Annotated in this window: 19 protein-coding genes; 7 read left to right on the top strand and 12 right to left on the bottom strand. The window is 65.3% G+C overall.

Annotation, left to right across the window (positions count from 1 at the left end; translation table 11 throughout):
- The 6 genes from U5A65_RS28860 to U5A65_RS28835 form a co-directional block, all read right to left on the bottom strand.
- The gene (locus tag U5A65_RS28860; protein WP_321948634.1) at positions 1-861 is read right to left on the bottom strand and encodes a polysaccharide deacetylase family protein; all 861 of its coding nucleotides are present in this window, start codon (positions 859-861) and stop codon (positions 1-3) included.
- Complete coding sequence (locus tag U5A65_RS28855; protein ID WP_321948633.1) at positions 858-3,410, bottom strand: MMPL family transporter; 2,553 nt, start codon at positions 3,408-3,410, stop codon at positions 858-860. Before U5A65_RS28855 ends, U5A65_RS28860 begins: the two co-directional genes overlap by 4 nt.
- A complete protein-coding gene (locus U5A65_RS28850; RefSeq protein ID WP_321948632.1) occupies positions 3,410-4,063 on the bottom strand; it encodes an outer membrane lipoprotein carrier protein LolA in 654 nt (217 codons plus the stop codon). Before U5A65_RS28850 ends, U5A65_RS28855 begins: the two co-directional genes overlap by 1 nt.
- Positions 4,060-5,103: an acyl-CoA synthetase gene (locus tag U5A65_RS28845; RefSeq protein ID WP_321948631.1), complete on the bottom strand. Its 1,044-nt coding sequence runs from the start codon at positions 5,101-5,103 to the stop codon at positions 4,060-4,062. Before U5A65_RS28845 ends, U5A65_RS28850 begins: the two co-directional genes overlap by 4 nt.
- Entirely contained in the window at positions 5,100-6,899 is a 1,800-nt protein-coding gene (locus U5A65_RS28840) for an AMP-binding protein (RefSeq protein WP_321948630.1), read from the bottom strand. The genes U5A65_RS28845 and U5A65_RS28840 overlap by 4 nt, the downstream gene beginning before the upstream one ends.
- 92 nt (positions 6,900-6,991) lie before the next feature.
- Entirely contained in the window at positions 6,992-7,660 is a 669-nt protein-coding gene (locus U5A65_RS28835; RefSeq protein WP_321914108.1) for a hypothetical protein, read from the bottom strand.
- A gap of 516 nt (positions 7,661-8,176) precedes the next feature.
- Here U5A65_RS28835 and U5A65_RS28830 point away from each other — a divergent pair.
- The 3 genes from U5A65_RS28830 (at position 8,177) to U5A65_RS28820 (ending at position 10,194) form a co-directional block, all read left to right on the top strand.
- On the top strand, positions 8,177-8,437 hold the full coding sequence (locus U5A65_RS28830) for a phosphopantetheine-binding protein (protein WP_321936710.1): 261 nt from the start codon (positions 8,177-8,179) through the stop codon (positions 8,435-8,437).
- 41 nt (positions 8,438-8,478) lie between these two features.
- Entirely contained in the window at positions 8,479-9,195 is a 717-nt protein-coding gene (fabG, locus tag U5A65_RS28825; protein WP_321914109.1) for a 3-oxoacyl-ACP reductase FabG, read from the top strand.
- 240 nt (positions 9,196-9,435) lie between these two features.
- Complete coding sequence (locus tag U5A65_RS28820; protein WP_321914110.1) at positions 9,436-10,194, top strand: glycosyltransferase family 2 protein; 759 nt, start codon at positions 9,436-9,438, stop codon at positions 10,192-10,194.
- Between the two features lie 15 nt (positions 10,195-10,209).
- On the opposite strand, the gene U5A65_RS28815 is transcribed toward U5A65_RS28820, so the two are convergent.
- Positions 10,210-13,800: an indolepyruvate ferredoxin oxidoreductase family protein gene (locus U5A65_RS28815; RefSeq protein ID WP_321948629.1), complete on the bottom strand. Its 3,591-nt coding sequence runs from the start codon at positions 13,798-13,800 to the stop codon at positions 10,210-10,212.
- A gap of 314 nt (positions 13,801-14,114) precedes the next feature.
- On the opposite strand from U5A65_RS28815, the gene U5A65_RS28810 reads away from it, so the two are divergent.
- From U5A65_RS28810 to U5A65_RS28795, 4 genes are all read left to right on the top strand, one after another.
- Complete coding sequence (locus U5A65_RS28810) at positions 14,115-14,687, top strand: hypothetical protein (protein WP_321948628.1); 573 nt, start codon at positions 14,115-14,117, stop codon at positions 14,685-14,687.
- Positions 14,688-14,949: 262 nt separating this feature from the next.
- Entirely contained in the window at positions 14,950-16,107 is a 1,158-nt protein-coding gene (locus tag U5A65_RS28805; protein WP_321948627.1) for an HPP family protein, read from the top strand.
- Between the two features lie 121 nt (positions 16,108-16,228).
- Positions 16,229-16,642 (top strand): MarR family winged helix-turn-helix transcriptional regulator, encoded by a 414-nt coding sequence (locus U5A65_RS28800; protein ID WP_321914114.1) that lies wholly within the window; start codon positions 16,229-16,231, stop codon positions 16,640-16,642.
- A gap of 5 nt (positions 16,643-16,647) precedes the next feature.
- Positions 16,648-18,453, top strand: coding sequence for a chloride channel protein (locus U5A65_RS28795; protein WP_321948626.1), 1,806 nt, complete (start codon positions 16,648-16,650; stop codon positions 18,451-18,453).
- Between the two features lie 123 nt (positions 18,454-18,576).
- Here U5A65_RS28795 and U5A65_RS28790 read toward each other — a convergent pair whose 3' ends face one another.
- The 5 genes from U5A65_RS28790 to U5A65_RS28770 all read right to left on the bottom strand — a co-directional run bounded on the left by U5A65_RS28790 (position 18,577) and on the right by U5A65_RS28770 (position 22,919).
- The gene (locus tag U5A65_RS28790) at positions 18,577-19,995 is read right to left on the bottom strand and encodes a ShlB/FhaC/HecB family hemolysin secretion/activation protein (protein ID WP_321948625.1); all 1,419 of its coding nucleotides are present in this window, start codon (positions 19,993-19,995) and stop codon (positions 18,577-18,579) included.
- Between the two features lie 966 nt (positions 19,996-20,961).
- Positions 20,962-21,390 (bottom strand): hypothetical protein, encoded by a 429-nt coding sequence (locus U5A65_RS28785; protein ID WP_321948624.1) that lies wholly within the window; start codon positions 21,388-21,390, stop codon positions 20,962-20,964.
- A gap of 358 nt (positions 21,391-21,748) precedes the next feature.
- The gene (locus U5A65_RS28780) at positions 21,749-22,036 is read right to left on the bottom strand and encodes a hypothetical protein (protein ID WP_321948623.1); all 288 of its coding nucleotides are present in this window, start codon (positions 22,034-22,036) and stop codon (positions 21,749-21,751) included.
- Positions 22,033-22,299 (bottom strand): hypothetical protein, encoded by a 267-nt coding sequence (locus U5A65_RS28775; protein ID WP_321948622.1) that lies wholly within the window; start codon positions 22,297-22,299, stop codon positions 22,033-22,035. Before U5A65_RS28775 ends, U5A65_RS28780 begins: the two co-directional genes overlap by 4 nt.
- Entirely contained in the window at positions 22,296-22,919 is a 624-nt protein-coding gene (locus U5A65_RS28770) for a hypothetical protein (RefSeq protein WP_321948621.1), read from the bottom strand. Before U5A65_RS28770 ends, U5A65_RS28775 begins: the two co-directional genes overlap by 4 nt.
- Between the last annotated feature and the right edge of the window lie 118 nt (positions 22,920-23,037).

The following is a 23,037-nucleotide window of genomic DNA, read 5'->3' as shown; positions in this document are numbered from 1 at the left end:
TCAGGGTTGACCGGCTTCGCCGTCGAGGCACGCGCGCAGTGTCGTCCACTGTAGCTGGCGTTCGGCGGCGGCGCGCAGGAGCGGCGGCAGCACGTCGAGCACGAGCGGCTCGCCGCGCGCGTCGCGCGCTGCATGGCCATCGTGCACAAGAAGGATGTCGCGCTCGGCCAGGCCATCGAGCAGGCGGTGCGTGACCGTGCCGGCGTCTTTCGCGCAGGTGTCGAAGCCGCGCCGCGTCCAGCTTGCGAGGCGCAGGCCGAGGCCGCACAGCACCGGCTCGAGGAACGGATTGCGCAGGCCCGCCGGTGCGCGGAAGAAGCGCGGCGGCGTACCCGCGATTTCGGTGAGCGCGCGCTGCGCCGCCTCGATCTCGCGCTTCATCGCGAGCGGCCCCGAGAGGGAGAATGTATGCCGATGGCGCTGGCTATGATTCTCGACGGCATGGCCGCGCGCCACGATCGCCTCCACCAGATGCGGGTAGCGTTGCGCCAGATCGCCGATGCAGAAGAACGTTGCGCGCGCATCAAACCGGTCGAGCAGGTCGAGCACACGCGGCGTCACTTCGGGGTCCGGACCATCGTCGATCGTGAGCGCGATACGCTGCCCCGCGTGCTCGGGCAGTCGCGTCCAGTTCGGGCCGAGCAATGCGCTGCGCGGCCACAGGCCCGCGGCAGTCAGCGCGAGATGCGAGGCGACTACGCTACCCGCGGCCCACGGCCACGCACCCGGATGCGCAACCAGGCCGGCGGCCGCGCCCGCGTGCACCGCTGCCGCTGCGCCAATGAACGGCGAAGGCTTCCAGCGGCGCGCCGTAGCGGTCGCGGCCTTCACGCGCGTAGAGGGCAACGAAGCCGAGTTCATGCGCGGCCTCCGTGCGGGTGGCTCATGTGCGTGCGTTCGGTGCGCGGGCTGGCCGCCTGCCGCTCTTCGGGGTTATCGGCAGCCCTATGCGCCTCGTCGCTCCCGCGTACGAGCGGCGGCGCGAGAATCGCCGCGAATATGAGCGCGAGCATCGCGCCCGGCCCAACCGTGAGCCCGAACGTTTCGAGCAGCGGCACGTGCGAGAGCGCGAGCAGGCCAAAACCCGCTACCGTCGCGAGATTGGCAACGAGCAGCGAGACGAGCGTGCGCGGCGTGATGCCCGCTTCGTCGTCGCGCTTGCAGAAGAACAACGCATAGTTCGAGCCCACCGCGACGATGAGCAGCATGCCGATCAGGTGCAGGATGGTGAGCGATACGCCCGCCAGCGCGAATCCCGCCGCCACGACCAGCACCGCCGCGACGAGCGGCGCGAGCGCACGCGCCGCGCGCGAGAACGAGCGCAGCGCGAGCGCCAGCAGCACGACAATGACGACAAAGCCCGCGAGCGAGAGGCGGATGTCTTCGTGCACGTAGTCGAGGTACATGCGGTCGGCTTCGGTCTTCAAGTCGACGAAGAGTGCGCCCGGCACGTTCGCACGCGCGACGGCGTCGCTCACGGTGCTGGCGTCGAGGCTCGGCGTGTTCGCGGCCTGCGTGGCCTGTGCGCCCTGTGAATGGCGCGGCGCGCGCAAGGCGAGCATGGCGTTCCACTGGCCGTCGCGCTGGGTCAGGAGCGCGTCGACGGCCAGTGCCATCGACGTGCCTTTGAGGTCCGTGCGTGTGACGAGCGGCGCGTTGCGCGCCGCCTCGACATCGGCGAGGAAAGGCGCGAAGGCGTCGGGTCTCACGTCCACTGGCTGGTTCTTGATCGCCTCCTGCATGCGTGCTGCGAGCACGTCCTTCTCCGGCAGGCTCGCCAGGCGCGCATGCTGCGTGGCGTCGCTCGGCAGGTAACGCGCGGGGCTCTCGAAGCCGCCCAGCAAGCCACGCTCGACGAGCGGCTGCAGTTGCGCCCCGACCTTCTCTGCGCCTTCGAGCGCGGCCTGCTCGCTCGCGGCCGGTATCACCACGAGATAGCGCACGTCGGGCGCACCCACGTCCGCACGCAGGCGCGTGTCGAGCGCCTGGCTCGCGGCGGGCACGGGGCTCAGGGAGGCAAGCTCGTGGCTCCAGAGATCGTCGCGATGCAGCCAGAGCGAGGCTACCGCGGCGAGCACGAGTGCCGCGAGCGGCCAGCGCAGCCGGGGTGCTGCGTACGCAAACCGGGCGAGCACCGCGCCGATGCGCGAAACGTCGCGAATCGCCACGGCGCCGCCGCACAACTGCGGCAGCACGAAGCGCGTCACGAGCGCGGCGCTCACGAGGCCCGCGATCGAATAGAGCCCGAGTTGCACGAGGCCCGGAAAGCCCGAGAACAGCATCGTCGCAAAGCCGCACACCGAGGTGAGCACGCCAAGGCGAATGGTCGGCCAGTAGGCGGCAAGCCACGCACGCATGGTGTCGCGGCTCTGCGGCGCGCCATGTGGGCCGCCCTGCGACGACTGCACGAACAGATAGATCGAGTAGTCCACCGCCTCGCCCATCAGCGTCGTGCCGAAGCCGAGCGTCAAGCCATGCACCGTGCCGAACACGAGCGACACCGTGGCGATGCCCGCCGCCACGCCCGAAAGTACCGGCAACAGGCCGAGCGCCAGCGTGCGCGGCGAGCGGTACAGCGTGAGCAACAGTGCGACGATCAGCACGAGGCTCAAGGTAGAGAGGCGCTCCACGTCGTGGCGGATGGCGTCGCGCGTGGCAACGCCGAACACGCCGGGCCCCGTCAGCAATACCTGGTAGGCCGAAGCATTGGGCAAGGTGCGCGTGGCGGCAGCGAAGGCCGCGCGCACAGCGTCGATGGCATGGGCCTGCGCGTCGGTGTCGGAGCCGGCGGCGGCAGTTTGCGCCACTAGCACGGCGCGCCGGCCGTCACGCGAGGCCCATACGCCGCCGCGGCTCTCGGGCTGCGACGCGCTGTCGAGCTGGCCGAGCATCGCCGCCACTTCGCCGGTGGGATCGCGCGGCAGCAGGTCCTTGGCAACCAGCCCGGCCGAAGACGTCAACAGATCGAGGCTCTCGCCCAGCGCCTCGTGCAGCCCCTGTTGCGTGAAATGTTGCGGCGTGACCGCGGGGCTCAGCACGTAGCGGTGCGAGAACATGAACTGCTCGTCGCGTGCATCGTTCTGGCCCGAGCCGTTGTGAATCGCCACGAATTGCGGGTCCGCACGCAAGGTCGCCGCCACGCGGCGCGAGAGCGCGGCGCGCGTGCTCTCGTAGCCGCCGTCGATGCCAATGAGAATGAGCCGCGAAGCCAGACCGTCGCGCAGTTGATCGACGAGCACTTGCTGCGTGGGGGTCGGCGAGCGCGGCAGGAACGCCGAGAGGTCGGCGGTGAAATTCGCGCGCCCGATCGCCACCGCGCACGCAACGAGGCACAGCAGCCACACCGCGACGGCGCGGCGCTGCGCGAGCGCGAAGCCGCGTGCGAGGAGCGGATGGGCGCGCGGGTTCATCAGTTCGTGTCCGCGGAAAGGGCGTGCAGGCGCATCACCAAATGGTCGCCGTCGGCCTGCTGGATCGAGACGCTGCGCATCGCGTCGCGCGTGCCGTCTATCGTGATCGTGCTCACCACCTTGCGCATGCGCGAGTCGAGCGGCGTGAGCGTGAGCGTCCAGTCGTCGCCCTCACCCGCGAGCGCGACCTTGTAGACCTGTTCCAGCGCGAAGCGGTTGCCCGCGAGCGTCGCACGGATGCTTTCGATGAACGCGCCCAGCTCCGGATAGCGCGCAAGCGCGAGCGTGTATTTGTGGTTCTCGCGCTGCACGGTCAGCATGTCGCCGTCCACCACGAGGTGTTCGGGCTTCGGGTTCTGTGTGATCTTTTCCAGATGGTCGGGCGCGACGAACACGAGTTCTCCTGACGATTCCACGGGCTGCGTGGCGATCGAGAGGTATTTCGTCTCTGTGAAGCTTGCGCGGCCGGACTTGTGCTGCGCCAGCGTGGACATCAGGCGGTCGAGCGTCCATGCGGGTTGCGCCGATTCCGCAGCCTGCGCCTGCACGACCGGCGCGCCCGCCATCACGACGAAGCCACCGACGAAAGCGGCGCTCGCCAGCACGCGCAGGCAGCGCGCGCGTAACGTTGGGGAACGGTGGATCGCGCTCATGCGTCGGTCACCTCGTGCACGGGAAGCTCGGCGTGAGGTCGCGTTTCACGGCGGCGCGCCGGGGCCGGCGCGCGGGATGCAGCAGTTGCCGCCACAGTTGTCGATAGCGGCGCGCCGACACTCGCGCCCTGCTTGCCGCCCTGCCAGAAGTCGTAGTAGTTGAACCAGTTGTACGGCGCCTTGCGGCAATAGCGGTCGAGCAGCGTGACGTAGCGCACGAGCGCGGCGTCGATCGCGCGCTGGCGCGCTTCGCGCGGCACGTCGGTGAAGTCCGCCAGCGTTTCGAAGTGCACGTCGTAGCGATTGCCGCCACGGTACAGACCGGTCATGAAGAGCACCGGGCGCTTGAGCATCGCGGCCATATAGAGCGGTCCGAGCGGGAACGCCGCCGGCTCGCCGAGAAAACCCATGCGCCGCATGGTGGCCGTGTCGTCGGCAAGCAGCGTGCGGTCCGCGAGCATGCCCACCATGCAGTTCTGGTCGAGACGCTCGTGCACCTTCAGCATCGAGCCGACCTGTCCTAGCCCGATCACTTCGGGCTTGGCCGCAGGATTCACGGCGGCGAGCGTCGCGTTGATCTTCTGGGCGTTCTCTTCGTACATCGTCACGACCACACGCAGATCGGGCCGCGTGCGGCCGAGCGCGCGCACGACCTCGAAGCTGCCGAGGTGCGCGCCCATCAGAAACACGCCGCGCCCCTTGGCGAGCGTTTCGTCCACGAGCGTATGGCCATGGGGGCGGATGTCGAACAGGTCGAAGCGCGCGTTGGCCAGATAAACGCGGTCGTGGATCGTCGAGGCAAACGTGAACACGTGGCGGTACACGTCGCGCCAGTGCGCCGGGCGGCCCAGCACGCGGCGCAGGTAGTCGCGCGAGGCCGCGCACGCGCGCGGCGAAAACAGCACGAAATACAGCGCGATCAGGTGCAGCAGCGCGCGGCCCGCGCGGCGGCCGAGTCGCAGCGAAAGCCACGTCATGATGCGCAGGAGCAGCGTATTGCTGCGCTCCTGCTGGTTCGCCCAGTCGGTGCGCTTCGTCATGGTCGCGCTCCGGTTTGCGCGCTTGCAGGCGCGAGCGGTCCGGCGCGGAATACGTCGCTCATTGCGTCACTGAGCACGCCGCTCGCGACATCGCGCGCCCCCGCGCGCAGCGTGAAGCGGATTGCGCCGCTCGCCGCTGCGTCCCAGGCAAGGTCGAGTGTTTCGCCGGGCGCGGCCGGGCTCAGGAATTTCGCGCTGCTGAGCTTCCACGTGGCGAACGGCCGGTTCAGCGCCGTGCCGATCGCGTCGATGGCGCGATCGAGCAGCACGACGCCGGGCACGATCGGGTGGCCCGGAAAATGGCCGGGCAGCGCGGGATGATCGGCGGGTATCGCAAACGAAAACGTGGACGCGGGTGCCGACGCGGCGCTCGCTTGCGTCGCCTCCGGGGCGCGCTTCGCGGCGCTCGCGAGGCCGCCGCGCATATGCAGCGCGACGAACGCCGCGAGCACGTCGTGGGGCAGCTTGCCGGTGTCATTGCGCGGCAGCGCGTCGACGAACACAAGCGGACGCGGCAGGAACGCACGATCGATGCGCTCGCGCAGCGCGCGCTGCAGATCGGCGAGCGGCAGTGTGGGCGCGACCACCAGCGCGACGAGGCGCTGCACGACGTCGTGGCCCGTGAGCGCATCGTGCTCGAGGTGGGCAGGCATGAAGAACACGCCGTCCTCTACGCCCGCAATCGCATTGAGCTGATGGTTGAGGTACGCAAGCGAGGTCCGCTTGCCCGCGATGTTGATGAGGTCCGCCTTGCGCCCGTGCAGCAGGAATCGCTCGGCATCGAGCAGTTCGATGGCGTCGCCCATCGGCACCGGCTCTTGCACGTGGCCGCCCGAGACCCACATCGTCGGGCCTTCGTCGTCCTGTGCCGCGCTTTCGCGCGCTTCGAAACGGACCTGCGGGAACAGTTGCCACGTCGCGCCCTTCGCGGTGCGGCGCGTCGCGATCTGGCCGGTTTCGGTGCTGCCGTAGATTTCGACGAGCGGCGCCTTCAGGCGCGCTTCCGCTTCGAGTGCGAGCTTTTCCGAGAGCGGCGCCGTAGCCGAAAGTACCAGTTCGGCCGGCGGCAGCGCGTGGCCGGTGGCGAGCAGCGCGCGCAGATGGATCGGCGAGGTCACGAGCACGCGCGGATGCGGCACCGCTTCGAGCTCACTGCGGATATCGACGGGATAGAACGGCAGCCGGTTGCTGAACGCGAAACCGCCGATCAGCGGGAGCAGCACGGTCACTTCGAAACCGTACATGTGCTGCGGCGGCACGGTGCCCACGATCGTGCAGTCGTGCGCGCTGAGGAGACCGTGGCGCTCGGCCGACGCGCGCACGCCCGCCACGAGCGCGCCCCAGGTCTTGCCGTGCGGCACCGGCGCGCCGGTGGAGCCCGACGTGAACACGTAAGCCACGATGCGCGAGGCGTCGATCTGCGGGACGGCGAACGGCGCGTCCCCAGCGGCTTCTTGCTGCGCTTCGGGCCAGGCGAAACGCGGCAGGTCGATCGCGCAGTCGGGCGCGTCGTGCAGGCAGAACGCGTCGGGCGCGAAGGTTGCGAGCTGGCGCACCGTCTCCGGCGTCTGCGTCGAGGGCAACAGGCTGACGCGGCCCGAGACGAGCGCCGCGCACAGGCCCACGGTAAAGCGGTAGCGGTCGCGGCAAACGTTGAACACGTGGCCGCCCGCCGGCAGCGCCGCGGCCACACGCGTGACATCGGCGAGGAAAGCGCGCACCGTGACGGGCGCGCCGTCGCGCCAGGCAATGACCTGTTCGGGCGACGTATGAAAAACGAGCGGATGAGTCTGCATAACTTCGGTCGATACGAATTCCTGTGCGGATTCCTGTGCGGAGTCCTGTGTTTGGCCCTGCTTCGACTCGGGCGGGCGAGCGGCACCCATGGTCAGGAATGCTCCGCGTGCGCCGGCGTCGTGTGCCGGGTCGTCTGCCGGTAGGCGCGAATCGCGTCGAGCATGCCGGCATTCGGCTCGCCCGGCAGCGCGAAACGCCGGCAAGCATGCTCGGCGACGAACATCACCGCCACGAGCGGCAACGCCAGATAGTTGGCGAACGTCGACCACGCGACGATCGGTGCAACCGCGAACAGCAGCGTCGAAACGCCGGCAATCGCGACGAAAAAGAGCGCCCATGCGAGCGTGATGCGCCGCGTATAGCGCGCGACGGCCGGCGGGAGCGTGCCGCCATGGATCATCGTCGCGAACTGCGTGCACAGCGGCACGCGCCCCGCCGCGAGCGTGCGCCCGAACAGCAGCGCCATCGCGAGGTTGAAGCTCACATGCTCCAGATACAGCCCCCATTCAAAATGCAGAGCAAGCGGCGTGCGCATGAACCACAGCGCGAGCGCCACGAGTGTCCACAGCGGCAACAGCCACGCACGGCGCGGCGAGCGGGCGGCCGCGGCCAGCGCAATGGCGAGCGGCGGCACGAGCGCCATGGCAAGGCCGAAGCCATGCGCACCCGGCGTCGCCACCGCGTAGTGCGCGCCGATTTGCCAGGCGGCCACGGCCGCCACCCCAAGCGCCGCGCGCGCCGCCGCTGCCAGCGCGCTCATCGCTTGCCTCCGCAAAGGCGCGCGCCGCCCTGCCGTGCACATGGCGCCGGCGGGCGGGCGGCCCCGGTGCAACCCGAGGCGCAATGGCTAAGCGGACAAGGCATCTGGCAACGATCGCAAATGGCGCTGTAAGTCAATCGTAGGGCGTGGCAAGCGCGACGAATCATCATAGGAAATGCAAGTATCGGGCCGGTTTCTTGCAAGCACGCACATTTTAAGATTGGCGGGACCCGATCACCTGTCCTGCCGGCTGCCGGTTTGTAACTGAATGTTCGGAATCGCGCCAGGTAAGGCTTTTGTCCGATCCAGACAGGCCCGAAGCCGCGCAAGCATCTCGCGCGTTCCGATCCCAAAAATGCGCGCCGCCTGGCACCGACCCTCTGTAACCCTTTCGCCGGGGAGCACCGTATACGCACCGATACCCTTCACTTAGAATCCTGGTAACTTTTACATCCAACGAACCCTAAAAACGGGCAGCCGCCGCTACGGTCCGCATGCCCGGAGAGCCCACGCATGATGAACGAACTGGAACACGAGCTCGCCGCGCAGATCGTGAAAGAGCTGAATCTGGAAGATGTCTCGCTCAACGAAGTGAGCGCCGACACCCCGCTGTACGGCGAAGGCTTCGGGCTCGACTCGATCGACATCCTGGAAATCGCGCTGCTGATCTCGAAGAAGTACGGCTTCGAGCTGCGCTCGGACAATCCGGAAAACGAGAAAATCTTCGCGACGCTCGGCTCGCTGGCTGCCTATGTCGCGGCGCACCGCGTGCGGTAACGTCATTGCCGGCGCCAGCCAGGATTGATGGAGAAAAACGCATGCGTGCACTCGTGACGGGCGGCAGCGGCGCACTCGGCCAGGCCATCAGCGTTGCGCTCGCGCAAGCGGGCCACGAGGTCTGGGTGCATGCGAACCGGCGTCTGGCAGAGGCCGAAGCGGTTGCGCAGCGCATCGTCGCGGCGGGCGGCAGCGCGCACGCCATTGCCTTCGACGTGACCGACGCCGACGCGACCGAGGCCGCGCTTACGCGCCTCGTGGAAGACGCGCCCGTGCAGATCCTGGTGAACAACGCGGGCATTCACGACGACGCGCCGCTGGTGGGCATGCGGCGCGAACAATGGCGCCGCGTGATCGACGTCTCGCTCAACGGCTTTTTCAATGTCACGCAGCCGCTTCTCATGCCGATGATCCGCACGCGCCGCGGGCGCATCGTCAACATCGCTTCGATCGCTGGCGTGATGGGCAACCGCGGCCAGGCGAACTATGCGGCCGCGAAGGCCGGGCTGATCGGCGCAACGAAATCGCTTTCGCTGGAGCTGGCCTCGCGCGGCATCACCGTGAACGCCGTGGCGCCCGGCATCATCGCTTCGCCCATGGCGGAGCGCGCGTTTCCCGCCGAGCGCATCAAGCAGCTGGTGCCCGCGCAGCGCGCCGGCCAGCCCGCGGAAGTCGCGGCCATGGTGGCGTACCTGGTGTCCGACGCGGCCGCCTACGTGACGGGGCAAGTGCTCTCGATCAACGGCGGCCTGGCCTGAACACGCGGCGCGTATTCCGCCGCTGCATCCTCTGAGGAAATACGAGTGTCTGTGCAACCCTTCGACGCAAAGCGGCAGTCGCGCTCCGCGCCCGGCACAAGCACGGGCTCGAGCGCCGAAGCATCCGGTTACGAAGTCCCCGCGCACGATGCGCCGGACGTCCGCCACGGCGGTTATGCACGCGCAGCGGCGCGACCTAAAATTTTTTCAGGGTCTCACGCTGTAGAGGCACCCGCTGCCATGTCCACGCCTTCGTCCACGCATCTTGTCCTGATCCCGAGCTACAACCCCGGTGCCAAGCTCGAAGAGACGGTGCGCAGCGCGCGCGCGCAATGGAACCCCGTATGGGTCGTGGTGGACGGCAGCACCGATGGCAGCGCCGCGCGCCTGCAAGCCATGGCCAACGACGACCCCGGCCTGCACGTCATCGTGCTGCCCACCAACCGCGGCAAGGGCGGCGCGGTGCTCGCCGGGCTCGAAGCCGCCGCCGCGCGCGGTTTCACTCACGTGCTGACGATGGATTCCGACGGCCAGCACCCCACCGCGTTGATTCCCGAATTCATGGCCGCCTCGCAGGCCGCGCCTGAAGCCATGGTGCTGGGTCGGCCGAAGTTCGACGCAAGCGCGCCGCAACTGCGCGTGCAGGGACGGCGCGTCTCGAACTTCTTCGCCGACTTCGAAACGTTGTGGGCCGGTATCGGCGATTCGCTTTACGGCTTTCGCGTGTACCCCATCGCGCCGCTCAAGGCGATCATGGAGCGCCAGACGTGGATGCGCCGCTTCGACTTCGATCCCGAAGCCGCCGTGCGCCTGTGCTGGGCCGGGGTGCGGCCCATCCAGATCGAAGCGCCGGTGCGCTACTTCGGCGCCGATGAAGGCGGCGTTTCGCATTTCAACTACGTGCGCGACAACCTGCTGCTCGCGGGCATGCATCTGCGGCTCGTGAGTGGGTTTGCGCTGCGCCTGCCACGCTTGATCGGCAGGCGCCTGCTTCCCTGATCGCTTTTACGCCTCTCACGCCGTGGCGCGCTGCGCCGCGGGCGTGCGATAGTCCGCGAGCAAGCGCTCCTTCTTTTTCTCCGCCGCAGCAAGATTGCGCGCCTTGACGTGGCCGAAGCCGCGAATCTCGTCGGGCAGCGCGGCAAGCTGGAGCGCGGCGGCCACGCGCTGTGTGTCGAGGCTCGCGCAGAATTCGTCCACGAGCGCCACGTATTCCACGATCGAGCGGCGTTCGTCGCGACGTTCTTCGGTCTTGCCGAACACGTCGAACGCCGTGCCGCGCAGTCCCTTCATGCGGGCCAGCGTGCGCAACACCGGCAGCACCCACGGACCGAAGCGGCGCTTCACGAGATGGCCGTGCTCGTCGCGCTTCGCGAGCAGCGGCGGCGCGAGCCAGAAGTTCAGCTTGTAGTCGCGGCCCGGCTCGCCTTCGAACTGCTCGCGCAATTTCTGCAGATACGCAGGATCGGCATAAAGACGCGCGACTTCGTATTCGTCCTTGTAAGCCATCAGCTTCGCGAGATTCACGGCGACGGCGAGCGTGAGCGGCAGCTTCGCGTCGCCGCCAAGCGCTGTCTCCTTCGCGCGAATACGGTCGACTACGCGGCGATAGTGCTGCGCGTACGCGGTGTTCTGATATGCCGTGAGCAACACTTCGCGCGCGGCGATCACCTTGTCCAGCGATTCGGGCATCTGCAGAACGATGGCCTGCGGCGCTGCGGGCGTTTTCGTGAACGCGCGCACGGCCGCCTCGCCATGGTGCGCGACGTAGCGCCCCCAGTTGAACGCCTGCTGGTTCTTTTCCACGGCCACGGCGTTGAGTTCGATCGCGCGCCGCAGATGCGCGAGTTCGAGCGGCAGCCAGCCCTTTTGCCACGCGTAGCCGAGCAGGAGCGGATTGCTGTAGATCGTGTCGCCAAGCAAGGCGAGCGCGAGTGCATTGGCATCCACGAACGCACAACCCTCGCCGATGCTCGCGCGCAGCTCCGCTTCGGTTTGCGTGCCCGGAAACGTCCACTTAGGATTCTTGACGAATTCCGCAGTAGGCGTCGCGCCGCTGTTGATCGCCGCGACCGTCACGCCATGCTGGGTGCGCGAAAGCACGTCGCCCGAAGCAGAGACGATCGCGTCGCAGCCGATCACGAGGCGCGCCTCGCCCGTGGCGATGCGCGTGGCATGCAAGGCGGCGGGCGTGGCCGCCACCTGCACGTGGCTCAGCACGGCGCCGCCTTTTTGTGCGAGGCCAGCCATATCGAGCACGGTCACCCCCTTGCCCGCGAGATGCGCGGCCATGCCGATCAGCCCGCCGATGGTCACGACGCCCGTGCCGCCCACGCCCGTCACGAGAATGCCGTAGGGCTTCGCCAGTTGCGGGAGGAGAGGCATGGGCAACGCGTCGAAATCGATCGATGCGGCGCTCGACGCATTCGCCGCGCGCGGCTTGCGCAACTGCGCACCTTCGGCCGTCACGAAGCTCGGGCAAAAACCCTTGACGCACGAGAAGTCCTTGTTGCACGACGACTGGTTGATCTTGCGTTTCGTGCCGAGCGGCGTGTCGAGCGGCTCGACGGAAAGGCAGTTCGACTGCACCGAGCAGTCGCCGCAGCCTTCGCACACGGCGTCGTTGATAAACGCGCGGCGGGCCGGGTCCGGATACGCGCCGCGCTTGCGGCGGCGGCGCTTTTCCGTGGCGCAGGTCTGGTCGTAGATCAGCACGGTGGTGCCGGCGGTGTCGCGCAAGGTGCGCTGCACGCTATCGAGCTGGTCGCGATGATGGACGTCCACACCGGCGGGTAGCACGATAGTGGAGTCGTATTTTTCCGGCTCATCCGTCACGATAACGATGCGCTTCGCACCTTCCGCATGGACCTGGTGCGCGATCTGCGGCACGGTGAGCACGCCGTCCACGGGCTGGCCGCCCGTCATCGCCACGGCGTCGTTGTAGAGAATCTTGTAGGTGATGTTGGCGTTCGACGCGATGGCCGCGCGAATCGCCAGCAGTCCTGAGTGAAAGTACGTGCCGTCGCCGAGATTCGCGAACACGTGCTTGTCGCCCGAGAAGTGCATCTGGCCGATCCACGCCACGCCTTCGCCGCCCATCTGGCTGAACGTTTCGGTCTTGCGGTCCATCCACATCGACATGTAGTGGCAGCCAATGCCCGCCAGCGCCCGCGACCCTTCGGGCACGTTGGTCGACGTGTTGTGCGGACACCCCGAGCAGAACCACGGCTTGCGCTCCACCGTCACGCGCGGCTTGGCCGCTTCACGCTCCTTCGCCTCGATGATCGCCACGCGCGCGAGCATGCGCGCGCGCACTTCCTCGGGCACCGCATTGGTCAAATCCGCGCGCGCGAGACGCCGCGCGATGGCCTTGGCGATCAGTGCGGGAGAGAGTTCGTAGTGCGCCGGCAACAGCCAGTTGCCGCGCGGCACCGACCATTCGCCGCCTTCGTTGTCGCGCTCGTCGAACTTGCCGTAGATCTTGGGGCGCACGTCTTCGCGCCAGTTGTATAGCTCCTCCTTGAGCGCGTACTCGAGAATCTGGCGCTTCTCCTCCACGACGAGAATTTCTTCGAGCCCCGTGGCGAAGCCGCGCGCGTCTTGCGCGTCGAGCGGCCACACGCAGCCCACCTTGAGCACGCGCACGCCGATCTGCGCGCAGGTTTCATCGTCGAGGCCGAGGTCGGTGAGCGCCTGGCGCACGTCGAGATACGCCTTGCCCGCGGTCATGATGCCAAAGCGCGCGCGCGGCGAATCGATCACCACGCGGTTCAGGCGGTTCGCGCGCACGTAGGCGAGCGCGGCGTACCACTTCTCGTCGAGCAGACGCGCTTCCTGGGCGAGCGGGGTGTCCGGCCAGCGGATATTGAGGCCGCCTTCGGGCATGGTGTAGTCGGCGGGCGTGACGATCTCCACGCGATCCGGGTCGAGATCGATCGACGCGGTCGATTCGATCACGTCGGTCACGCATTTCATGGCGACCCACAGGCCCGAGTAGCGGCTCATGGCCCAGCCATGCAAACCGTAATCGAGATATTCCTGCACGTTCGCGGGATACAGCACGGGAATGCCCGCAGCGATGAGCGCGTGCTCCGACTGGTGCGCCACCGAAGACGACTTCGCCGCATGGTCGTCGCCCGCGAGCACGAGCACGCCGCCGCGCGCGTCGCTGCCCGCCGAGTTGGCGTGCTTGAACACGTCGCCGGTGCGGTCGACGCCCGGGCCCTTGCCGTACCACATGCCGAACACGCCGTCGCGCTGCGCGTCGGGCCAGAGATTGATCTGCTGCGTGCCCCACACGGCCGTGGCGGCGAGGTCCTCGTTCACGCCGGGCTGGAACACGACGTCGTGCGCCTGGAGGTGCTTCTTCGCCTTCCATAGCGACTGGTCTAGCGCGCCTAGCGGCGAGCCGCGATAGCCGGAGACGAAGCCCGCGGTATTCAACCCGGCCTTGCGATCGCGCGCCTTTTGCAGCATGGGCAGGCGCACCAGCGCCTGGGTGCCGCTGATGTATACGCGGCCTTTTTCCAGCGTGTATTTGTCGTCGAGCGAAACAGATGCGGCTAGCGATGCGGCTTCTACGGCGGCACGGTCGGGGGCGTTCATGGCGGGGCTGTCTCCGGAATCGGTGCGAAATCTGACGTTTCGCGGCCGAGTATAGGAAGCCGATATGCCATCGTAAAATCACAAATTGGAAACACTGGTATGCGAAAAACGGATGGCTGGGCGTGGAGCGAGCCATTAGTCGGCGAGCGCTTTCTCAAGCCCCTCGGGCATTTGCCGTTAACACACGGGACCAACAACCCCTCATTCCGGAGTCCCGCTTGAACGCGAAACCGCGCGCTCTGCCGTCTGCATTTGTCCTGTTCGCATCCCTGGCCGGAACCCTGCTGATTAGCGGCTGCGTCAGCAGCCCCCGCGTGGCCACCGCACCCGCGCACCCCACCGTCGTGGTTGCCGCGCCCCCGCCGCCTCCCCCGCCTGTCGTCGTCGCCCAGCCGGTGTACGTGCCGCAGCCCTACGACGCGTACGTTTCGGTCGTGCTCGATCGCGACGTGGTCTACGCCGGCGGCAGCACGTATATCTGGATTGTGGGGCCGGACGGCCACCGCCAGCGCCGCCTGTACGGCCGCGGCGACCTGCGCGGCGAAGTCCTGCACCGCCGCGCGGAATTGCGCGTGGTGATGGCCCGCAACGAAGGCCATCTGCCAATGCAACACGCACGCGTGCCCGAATCCCAGCGCGTGCACGTGACGATGCAGCCGCACGGCGCGCCGCCGCATGGCATGCCGCCACATGGCAACCGGCCGCAGCCGGGCGGGCATGCGCCGGTGCACACCGCTGCCCATCGCCCGCCGCCCGCGCCGAACCGCAACCAGAACGCGAACGCCAGCGCGAATGCCGGCCACCACCGCCACCCCGACGGCCATCCCAACGCCGCCCCTGCGCCACGTCTCGCGGGTCAGCCGCCGCATGCCGGTAATGCCAGCTAATACAGGCTTCAGGTCGAACCGGCCGCCAGCCTGATAAAAGCGTCGCCGCGCCCGCGGCGGCGCTTCTACCGCTGCCTCAACTGCCGCCACACGCTGCGCGGCTCTCGTTGCGTCCCTCAAAATCTCCCGCCTCTGCGCCATCCTCGGGACAACCCGAAGCGACGAAGTGTCGCGATATATATCACGTTGAGATATAATTGCGCCTCTTTGGGCGGTGCCGAGCCGTCTGCGCTCCCTATCCGTTTCAAACCCGCTCCGAATCGTGTCCCGCTTCAAGGTCCTTCGCTGGCTCACCCGCTTCATCCCCTCCGGGGTCACCATCACATGGCGCGAGCGCCTGCGCTCGGGCGGCGGCGCGCTGGTCGGCATCGCCCTCACCGGCGCAGTGACGCATCGGCTGCTCGGCGGCGATCCGGCCATTCCGTATCTGATCGCACCCATGGGCGCCTCGGCCGTGCTGCTCTTTGGCGTGCCAGCGAGCCCGCTCGCGCAGCCGTGGTCGATCATCGGCGGCAACCTCGTTTCCGCCACCGTCGGCGTGAGCGCTGCAATGTGGATACACGACCCCGTGGCCGCCGCCGCCGTGGCCGTTGCCGTTGCCATCGTCGCGATGTTCACGCTGCGCTGCGTGCATCCGCCTTCGGGCGCGGTCGCGCTCACCGCCGTGCTGGGCGGTCCGGCCGTGCATGCGCTCGGTTATGAGTTCGTGTTCCTGCCCGTCGCGCTGCAGTCGTTCCTGTTGCTCGGCGGCGCGCTCGTTTATCACGCCGCCACGGGGCATCGCTACCCGCACGCCGCGCGGCGCCCAAGCGTGGCCGTGCCCGCGCCCGCGCACGCCGGTTTCACCCGCGCCGACCTCGAAGCCGTGCTGCGCGATCGCGACGAAATGCTCGACATCGACACCGACGACCTCGAAGCCGTGCTGCAGGACGCCGAGATCCGCGCGTACGCGCGCAGCTTCGGCGAGCTGACCTGCGCGGACGTCATGTCGGCCAACGTAGTGAGCATCACAGCCGCCACGACCGTGGGCGAAGCGCGCTCGCTGCTCAAGCGCCACGACGTGAAGGCACTGCCCGTGGTCGACGCGCAGCGCCAGGTGAAGGGCATCGTCACGCGCGCCGACCTCGCCGACGAGGGGCGTGAGCGGCATCCGCTGCGTCTCATGCTCCATGCGATTTCGCGGCTCGTGCGGCCGAATGCAGAGTCCGGCCAGAACGTCGGCTCGCTGATGACCACGCATGTGCTGACCGTTGCGCACACGACGCCGATCGTCGAACTCGTACGCATCTTCGCGGGCCGCGGGCACCATCACGTGCCGGTGGTCGATCACGAACACCGGCTCGCGGGCATCATCACGCAAGCCGATTTGATCTCCGGGCTCTACCACCAGGCGAAGACGCCGCAGCAGGCGCCGGCCTGAGCGCGTTTGCGCCCGGGTTCGCGCCAATCGATCTGGTCGCGATGCCGCTGTAACAGACGCTTTCGAAGAAAAATATCATATCGTGATAAATTAGGAGACTGAACCGTTCCATGGACTTCCAATGAAAAAAAGCGCGCGCGATCTCGACAAGGCCGACTTCGAACAGCTCTCCGAATTCCGCTACCAGATGCGCCGTTTCGAGCGTTTCTCGGAGCAGGCCGCGCAGGCCGAGGGCATTACGCCGCTGCAATACCTGCTGCTGCTGCATGTGAAGGGCTATCCCGGCCGCACGTGGGCAACCATTGGCGAGCTGGCTGAGCGTTTGCAGGCACAGCATCACGGCGTGGTCGCGCTTGTCTCGCGCTGCGAGGCGATCGAGCTCGTCGAGCGGCGCGTGAGCGAGCGCGACCGCCGCCAGGTGGAAGTGCATCTGCTCGCCGCCGGAGAAAAGCTGCTCGCGCGCCTGGCCGAACTGCATCGCGCCGAGTTGAAGTCGCTCGACGGCGCATTCACCGTTCCGCGTATCGATTTATAGAGACCATGCATTCCGACGATTCCCACAAGCGCGATTTTTCGGCGAACGCACGCCTGCCCGGCATTAGCGCGCTGGCTGCTGTGATTGGCGTACTGGCCACGCTCGCGGCGTTCGTGCTGCTGAGCCTGATCCACTGGTTCACGAACCTGTTCTTCTTCGGCCAGTTCTCGTTCGCCGACCGCTCGCCGGCACTCAACACGCTGGGACCGTGGGTCATCGCCGTGCCGGTGGCAGGCGGGTTGATCGTCGGGATGATGGCGCGCTTCGGTTCCGAGAAGATTCGCGGCCACGGCATTCCCGAGGCCATCGAAGCCATTCTCTTCGGCAAGAGCAAGATGTCGCCCAAAGTGGCCGTGCTCAAGCCGCTCTCGTCGGGCATCGTGATCGGCAGCGGCGGCCCGTTCGGCGCGGAAGGCCCGATCATCATGACGGGCGGCGCGCTCGGGTCGCTGCTCGCGCAATGCGTGCGCGTCACCGCTGCCGAGCGCAAGACGCTGCTCGTGGCGGGCGCGGCCGCGGGCATGACGGCCGTGTTCGGCACGCCGGTTGCCGCCGTGCTGCTCGCCGTTGAATTGCTGCTATTCGAATGGCGGCCGCGCAGCTTCCTGCCCGTGGCGCTTGCGTGCGCGGTCGCGGGCTTCGCGCGCTCGGTGTTCTTCGGCACGGCGCCGCTCTTTCCCATGCAGACGCTGCCGCCGCACGCCGTGGCGCTCTTCTCGTGCGTCGTTGCCGGGCTGCTGGCGGGCGCGCTTGCATCGGGGCTATCCGCGGCGCTCTACAAGGTCGAGGACCTGTTCGGCCATCTGCCGCTGCACTGGTCGTGGTGGCCGGCGATCGGCGGGCTCGTGGTGGGCATTGGCGGCTTCATCGAGCCGCGCGCGCTCGGCGTGGGTTACGACGTGATCGGCGACCTGCTGCATCAGCACATCGTGCTTCAGGTCGCCATTGCCATTCTGGTGGTGAAAGCCGTGATCTGGGTCGTGGCCCTGGGCTCCGGCACCTCGGGCGGCGTGCTCGCGCCGCTGCTCATGCTTGGCGCGGGGCTTGGCTCGGTACTGAGCCATGTGCTGCCCGGCAGCGACCCGGCGCTCTGGCCGCTCGTGTGCATGGCGGCAACGCTCGGCGCCACGCTCGGCGCGCCGCTCACGGCCATCGTGTTCGCCTTCGGCCTCACGCACGACACCAACGCGCTGCTGCCGCTCCTCACGGCCACGCTGGTCGCGCACGGCTTCGCAACGGTCGTCATGAAGCGCTCGATCATGACCGAGAAGATCGCGCGCCGCGGCTATCACATCTATCGCGAGTACGGCGTCGATCCGCTCGAGCGTCATTACGTTGATGAAGTGATGACGCGCAACGTCGATACGATCGACGCGAACGTCACCGTGCGCGACGCGCTCGACCGTTACTTCGGCTCGACGCAGCAGCGCCGCGCCTTCCCGGTGCTGCGCGACGGCGCGGTCCTGGGTGTGGTGGATCGCTCGATGCTCGACGCCATGCGCGCGAGCGCGGCAACCGAAGCACTGGATACGCCACTCGGTTCGTTGCTCGCGCAACGTTCTCCCGACATGGCGCTACCCGAGGAAACCTGCCGCCAGATCGCCACACGCCTCGCGATTCATGGGCTCGAACGCTTGCCCGTGGTGGCCGACCGCGAATCGCGGCGGCTCGTGGGCATCGTCTCGCGCAGTGACCTCGTCAAGCTCTCGCTCTCGCACTTCGAGGAAGAGCACAAGAAGGAGCGCTTCCGCCGTATTCCCGTGGGTGGGAATAGCAAGCGGCGCTTTCCGCCGGTGCGCAAGGCCAGCTAAAGAACGCAATGCTTACGGCGAAGGCGGGCGCCTGGTTCCCTCGCCATCGCCGCGTGTGCCGCAAGCCGTTGCGCTCGCGGTGCATCCGTTGACTCGGCAGTTAGTTGCGATCCGCCCGGACGCTTACCGATGCAGCGTCAACCCCTTCACCGCTTTGTCCACGGCGTTTTTCGGCCCGTATAGCGCGATTCCCAACACCGAGAGGTTCGCATCGAGCACGGCCATGTGAAAGCGGTAGGTCGCAGCCATTGGCGTGCCGTTGTCGTTCACCGGGTCCGGTTTCGCACCAAGACCGCCTATGCCCTGACGATAAGCGAGCGAGCCGTCGAACTGCGCGCCGCCGAAGTAATGACGATCCGTCGCGCCCATCTCGAAGAACGTATTGTTGCGGTTCTGGATCGGGATCGTCGTATCTTCGATGAAGCTCTGGCCAAAGCGCTTCGATAGCTGGACGTACGCGCCGAGTACGTCATTCTGGCTGCGAGCGAGTACGCGTGCGATGCGCAGCGCCGCCGTCTGCTGGTTGCCGCTTGAGACGAACACCTGACCGCCGGTGCCCGCGATGGGTTGATAGTAGGTGTTCGTGTTGCCCGAGAGCGTCGCCGTCCAGTAGCCCCACGGCACGGAGTACGAACCATTGAAGCCGTGCGAGCCGAGCGACTTGTTGCCAAATGAGAGATCCTGGTTCGCACCGAGCGAGAGGATATCGTTCAGGCCGAGAGGGTTGTTCAGGCCAAGGCTTGCGTTGCCTTGCCACTTGCCGGTGGCGTCCGTGCCCGAGTTATCCGCCGAGACTACGAACGTCCACGGTTTTGAACGCTTGACCGTGACCACTACGTCGCTCACGCCGGGGACGTCAGCCGGCACGATCTGCATGTCCGCGTCCTGGTTCGATACGCGTTTCATCTGTTCGAGGCCCTGTTCGAGATCGCGCAGGTTCAGCAGATCGCCACCGCTTACCGGGAACGCGGTTTTCACAGTTCCCCAGGTTGCCGGATCGGCAAAGCGGACCTGACGCACGACGCCCGGCACGAGCGCGAACGCGAGCGTGCCAGTCGACAGGTCCTGCTGGCCGACAAGTACGCGCGTAGTGACGTAGCCGCGGCTGAGGATCGCCTGTTGCAGGCCCTTCGTGAGCACGTCAAGACCCGTCTTGCCTACGCACTGGCCTCGATAGTGGTCGAGCCACGCGCGCGCAAAGGCGAACGGATCGAGGGGCAGCGCAGACGCACCCTTCGCGCGTGCTGCGTCGGGAAGCGTGGCCGGTACGTCGAGCGTAAAGTGGTCAATGCGAAAGCACGGCGTTTCGTTCGGTAACTCGGGATATGTCTCGACCTTCGACACTTCCGAGCGCACCGAGGGCGTCGAGACTGCACTCTCGCGCTCTTGCGCTTCGCGCTGGCGCTGAAGCTGCTGTTGCTGCTCGGCGTTCGCGCGCGCGGCGGCGGCTTCGTCGGCGGGCGTCGGTAACTGCTGCGCGTTGGACGCGAGCGTGACCAGGGCTATGAGCGGCACGGCCGCGAGCCTATTTCTGACTTTCATTTCTAATTGGTCGTGTTAACTGGGTGCGATTCCCAAACTGCACCCAATGTTTTCATTTTGGCCTGAATATACTGACCGATTAAAGGGCGCAGCCCTTAGGATTTGCTTTCGCTATCGTCTATTTTTACTATCCTGCCCGATCGCTCGAATTGAGCACGGAGTTGCTTCAACCAAAGAAGATGTTCTTCACCACCACGTACGCGATGAAGCCCATGATCGCGGTGAAGGCGATCAGGAATGTAATTCGACTACGCCGCGATCGGGTAGAAGACGAGAATGGAAAACTAGGCATCACATCACCATTTCACTCGGGTTTGGCCTTGGTCAACGGAATATCCTCCGCCGACAGTCCCAATATAAGTAGTTTTGCCGAGATTCAACCCTGACTCAATCGCAAATAAATTGAGCAAGGGGCTGTTTCAACCAAAGAAGATGTTCTTCACCACCGCACACGATGAAGCCCATGATCGCGGCAAAGATGCACCACCAAATGATCTTCTGCAATCGCGTTTTTGGAATTGATGTAATCGACGGTCCCATGTTGTCACCATTTAATTCCAGTCTTGCCTTGATCGTTAGAGAAGCCCCAGCCCACTAACGCAAGATTGTCGGTCTTGCCCACATTCGTACCAGCACCGAATCCAATCACGGTCGCAGTTCCATTTCCGGGTGACACCGTAATGCCGCCACCTAGCCCCGTGGAGCAGCCTCCGGCATATCCGCCTACGAAGTTATTTTCCTGCTCGGGCTGGAGCCTGGCATGTTCAACGACCAACAACCTTTATGATCCAAATCGCCCCGGTTATTGCGAACACGATAACGACGCTACTTCAATAAAATATCCGCGCTTTCTTGGAGATTTTCTTGTAGTAGTCTGAAGATGAACCCGGAGCAGGCATATTTACCTCACTTCTGATTGCTTGATATTGGAGTAGCATGACTCAGATCGTCTAAACGGCGCGGCCCTTACGACTTGCTTTCGCTATCGTCGATTTTTACTATCCTGCCGGGCCGCTCGTTCTCAACGATGGGCTTCTTCGCTCGTGATCTGTCAACGCGCTTCCACACTGCAGCGAATAGCACAAACAGCCCAAATCCCGGCAGGATTGCTATCGGATTGAATCCTTTTCCGGCTAGGGAACTAATGACGACATTCACAACAAAAGCTATCCATATCGCGGGTCGCCGAAGTACGCTGAGCAATTCGTGTGGCGCTCGCGCCAAGTTCACAAGACACGCGAGCATGATGAAGATTATGAAGAAGCCAGCATAGAACTCGGCTTCGTCACGTTTGACAATAAATGCCAGCAAATACGCGATCCCATACAGAGCGAGCAACTCGACGATATACGTCGAGATTACTCGAAAGATCAGCAATCGTTTCTCTTTCATCATTTACCGACTATCGTTTTGACCGAAGGCAGCACGAACGTATAAGTCGTGGATAAGCCTGCGCCGATACCTGCCCCAAAGCCAACGCCCGGGAAAGCCCTAACAGGTCCTGAGCCGCCCATGCCTCCGATTGTTCCATCGTCGTTTATAGAGAAATTTAGTCCCCCGCCGCCGCCCATTGCCGCGTCGATCTCCACATATCCACCGGTGCTCTTGCCAGTCGTTAGTTGACCGTTTGACGTGCTGGTCCCGATACTACCGCCTACGCCGACATATGCACCCGCGCTCGCCATACCATTTGCTTGAAACTGAATGTATGGTGATGTTCCCGCAAGAGTCCCGTCAGTCGAAACACCCACGTTCACGCGCCTCCCTGCGTGTCGTCCTTGTTGGATTTGTCTCTGTCGTCGACTTCGTACGTCCTGCGCGCCTTCTTGTAGCTGTTGTCGAAAGGCTTGATATGAAGCATATGAGCACGGCTAGTAAAGCCACCTATTGCCATCATTCCGAAGCCAAGCAGGAAACAGAACATCCTGATCCAGCGCGGTAACCATTCAATCGCCAAGCTTGCAACGAATATTGCTAACCCTGACACGAAAGAAAGTACCCGCAGCCAACGAGGAAAGTTTCCATCCGCCGTGAGCTTCAATTTCGCTTCTCATCGTCCTTGGTTTCATAGCTCTTGCGAATCTTTTTGTAGTTGACCCCGAACGGTTTGATCCCGATCAAGTGCGCGCGACTCGCGTATCCGCCGACCGCAGAAATAGCCAAACCAACCAGGAACAAGAGTCCGCCGAAAGGAGCGGGAGGTACATATTTGATCGCAATGAACATGATGAACAAGCCAGAGGCAAGCAGGCTAGTTCGAACCCAACGCTTAAAATTTCCTTCCTCAATGAGCTGAATCTTCACCTTGAATTGCTCCAGTATCTGACGAATGAATCCCAATAGTTGTTGATGGAATTTTGAGCTTTCGTTGCGATGTTACTGCTATTGATAGCATTCGAAGTCTCATTAATTGCCGGGGCAAGCCCGGGGTATCTATCCGACAAGTTACCGGATACATAGCTAGTAACTCCAGACAGAGAATACTGACCAATATTTGGCTGAACCATTTGACCAATCGCGTCAGCACCAAAGCCCGCAACCGTGGCAATGTAAGAAGCCGTCGCAAGCGCCGGGGAATACGGCGTCGGGAGGCTGGCTGCCGCAGCCGTTGCCGCACCAAAGCGCCCGGCGTTCGTCGAAATCATCGCTGTCGCATCTGCCGCAGTACTGCGCACGTAATTGACATCAGACTGATCGAAGTTCGTGAACGGCCCGGTAATGTTGGTCGAACCACTTCCCGTCTGCGGATAGGTAAACTGGCTTGGCACCTGTCCCGGCGAAGCGCTGTTGTAGCTGGCTGTGATATAGCTCTGCAATTGAAGGTCGGCCTGCGCTGTTATCTGTGTCAGGATCGGATTGCCGCCCGCCGTTGTACCGCCCGAAATCCATCGCGCACCGGAGTCAGTTGGAGCTTGACCAATCAATGTACGAACTTCTTAATCAGAAATCCGGCGAATACTAGCCAAAATGCGATCACAAGAATCCAATAATTTCTTTTGGAATCCTTTCCCATTTTCTTCCATGTCTCTTCGTCGGGTCCGC

The sequence above is a fragment of the Paraburkholderia sp. J10-1 genome (genome assembly GCF_905220165.1).
Classification (GTDB): Bacteria; Pseudomonadota; Gammaproteobacteria; order Burkholderiales; family Burkholderiaceae; genus Paraburkholderia.
This window is presented reverse-complemented; position numbering and strand designations above follow the sequence as displayed.

Bases quoted from the DNA above. Each gene is read 5' to 3' on its own strand.
- U5A65_RS28785 (WP_321948624.1), bottom strand. From the start codon at position 21,390: ATGATGAAAGAGAAACGATTGCTGATCTTTCGAGTAATCTCGACGTAT.
- U5A65_RS28850 (WP_321948632.1), bottom strand. From the start codon at position 4,063: ATGAGCGCGATCCACCGTTCCCCAACGTTACGCGCGCGCTGCCTGCGC.
- U5A65_RS28795 (WP_321948626.1), top strand. From the start codon at position 16,648: ATGCATTCCGACGATTCCCACAAGCGCGATTTTTCGGCGAACGCACGC.
- U5A65_RS28835 (WP_321914108.1), bottom strand. From the start codon at position 7,660: ATGAGCGCGCTGGCAGCGGCGGCGCGCGCGGCGCTTGGGGTGGCGGCC.
- U5A65_RS28790 (WP_321948625.1), bottom strand. From the start codon at position 19,995: ATGAAAGTCAGAAATAGGCTCGCGGCCGTGCCGCTCATAGCCCTGGTC.
- U5A65_RS28815 (WP_321948629.1), bottom strand. From the start codon at position 13,800: ATGAACGCCCCCGACCGTGCCGCCGTAGAAGCCGCATCGCTAGCCGCA.
- U5A65_RS28830 (WP_321936710.1), top strand. From the start codon at position 8,177: ATGAACGAACTGGAACACGAGCTCGCCGCGCAGATCGTGAAAGAGCTG.
- U5A65_RS28800 (WP_321914114.1), top strand. From the start codon at position 16,229: ATGAAAAAAAGCGCGCGCGATCTCGACAAGGCCGACTTCGAACAGCTC.
- U5A65_RS28820 (WP_321914110.1), top strand. From the start codon at position 9,436: ATGTCCACGCCTTCGTCCACGCATCTTGTCCTGATCCCGAGCTACAAC.
- U5A65_RS28840 (WP_321948630.1), bottom strand. From the start codon at position 6,899: ATGCAGACTCATCCGCTCGTTTTTCATACGTCGCCCGAACAGGTCATT.
- U5A65_RS28855 (WP_321948633.1), bottom strand. From the start codon at position 3,410: ATGAACCCGCGCGCCCATCCGCTCCTCGCACGCGGCTTCGCGCTCGCG.
- U5A65_RS28860 (WP_321948634.1), bottom strand. From the start codon at position 861: ATGAACTCGGCTTCGTTGCCCTCTACGCGCGTGAAGGCCGCGACCGCT.
- fabG (WP_321914109.1), top strand. From the start codon at position 8,479: ATGCGTGCACTCGTGACGGGCGGCAGCGGCGCACTCGGCCAGGCCATC.
- U5A65_RS28845 (WP_321948631.1), bottom strand. From the start codon at position 5,103: ATGACGAAGCGCACCGACTGGGCGAACCAGCAGGAGCGCAGCAATACG.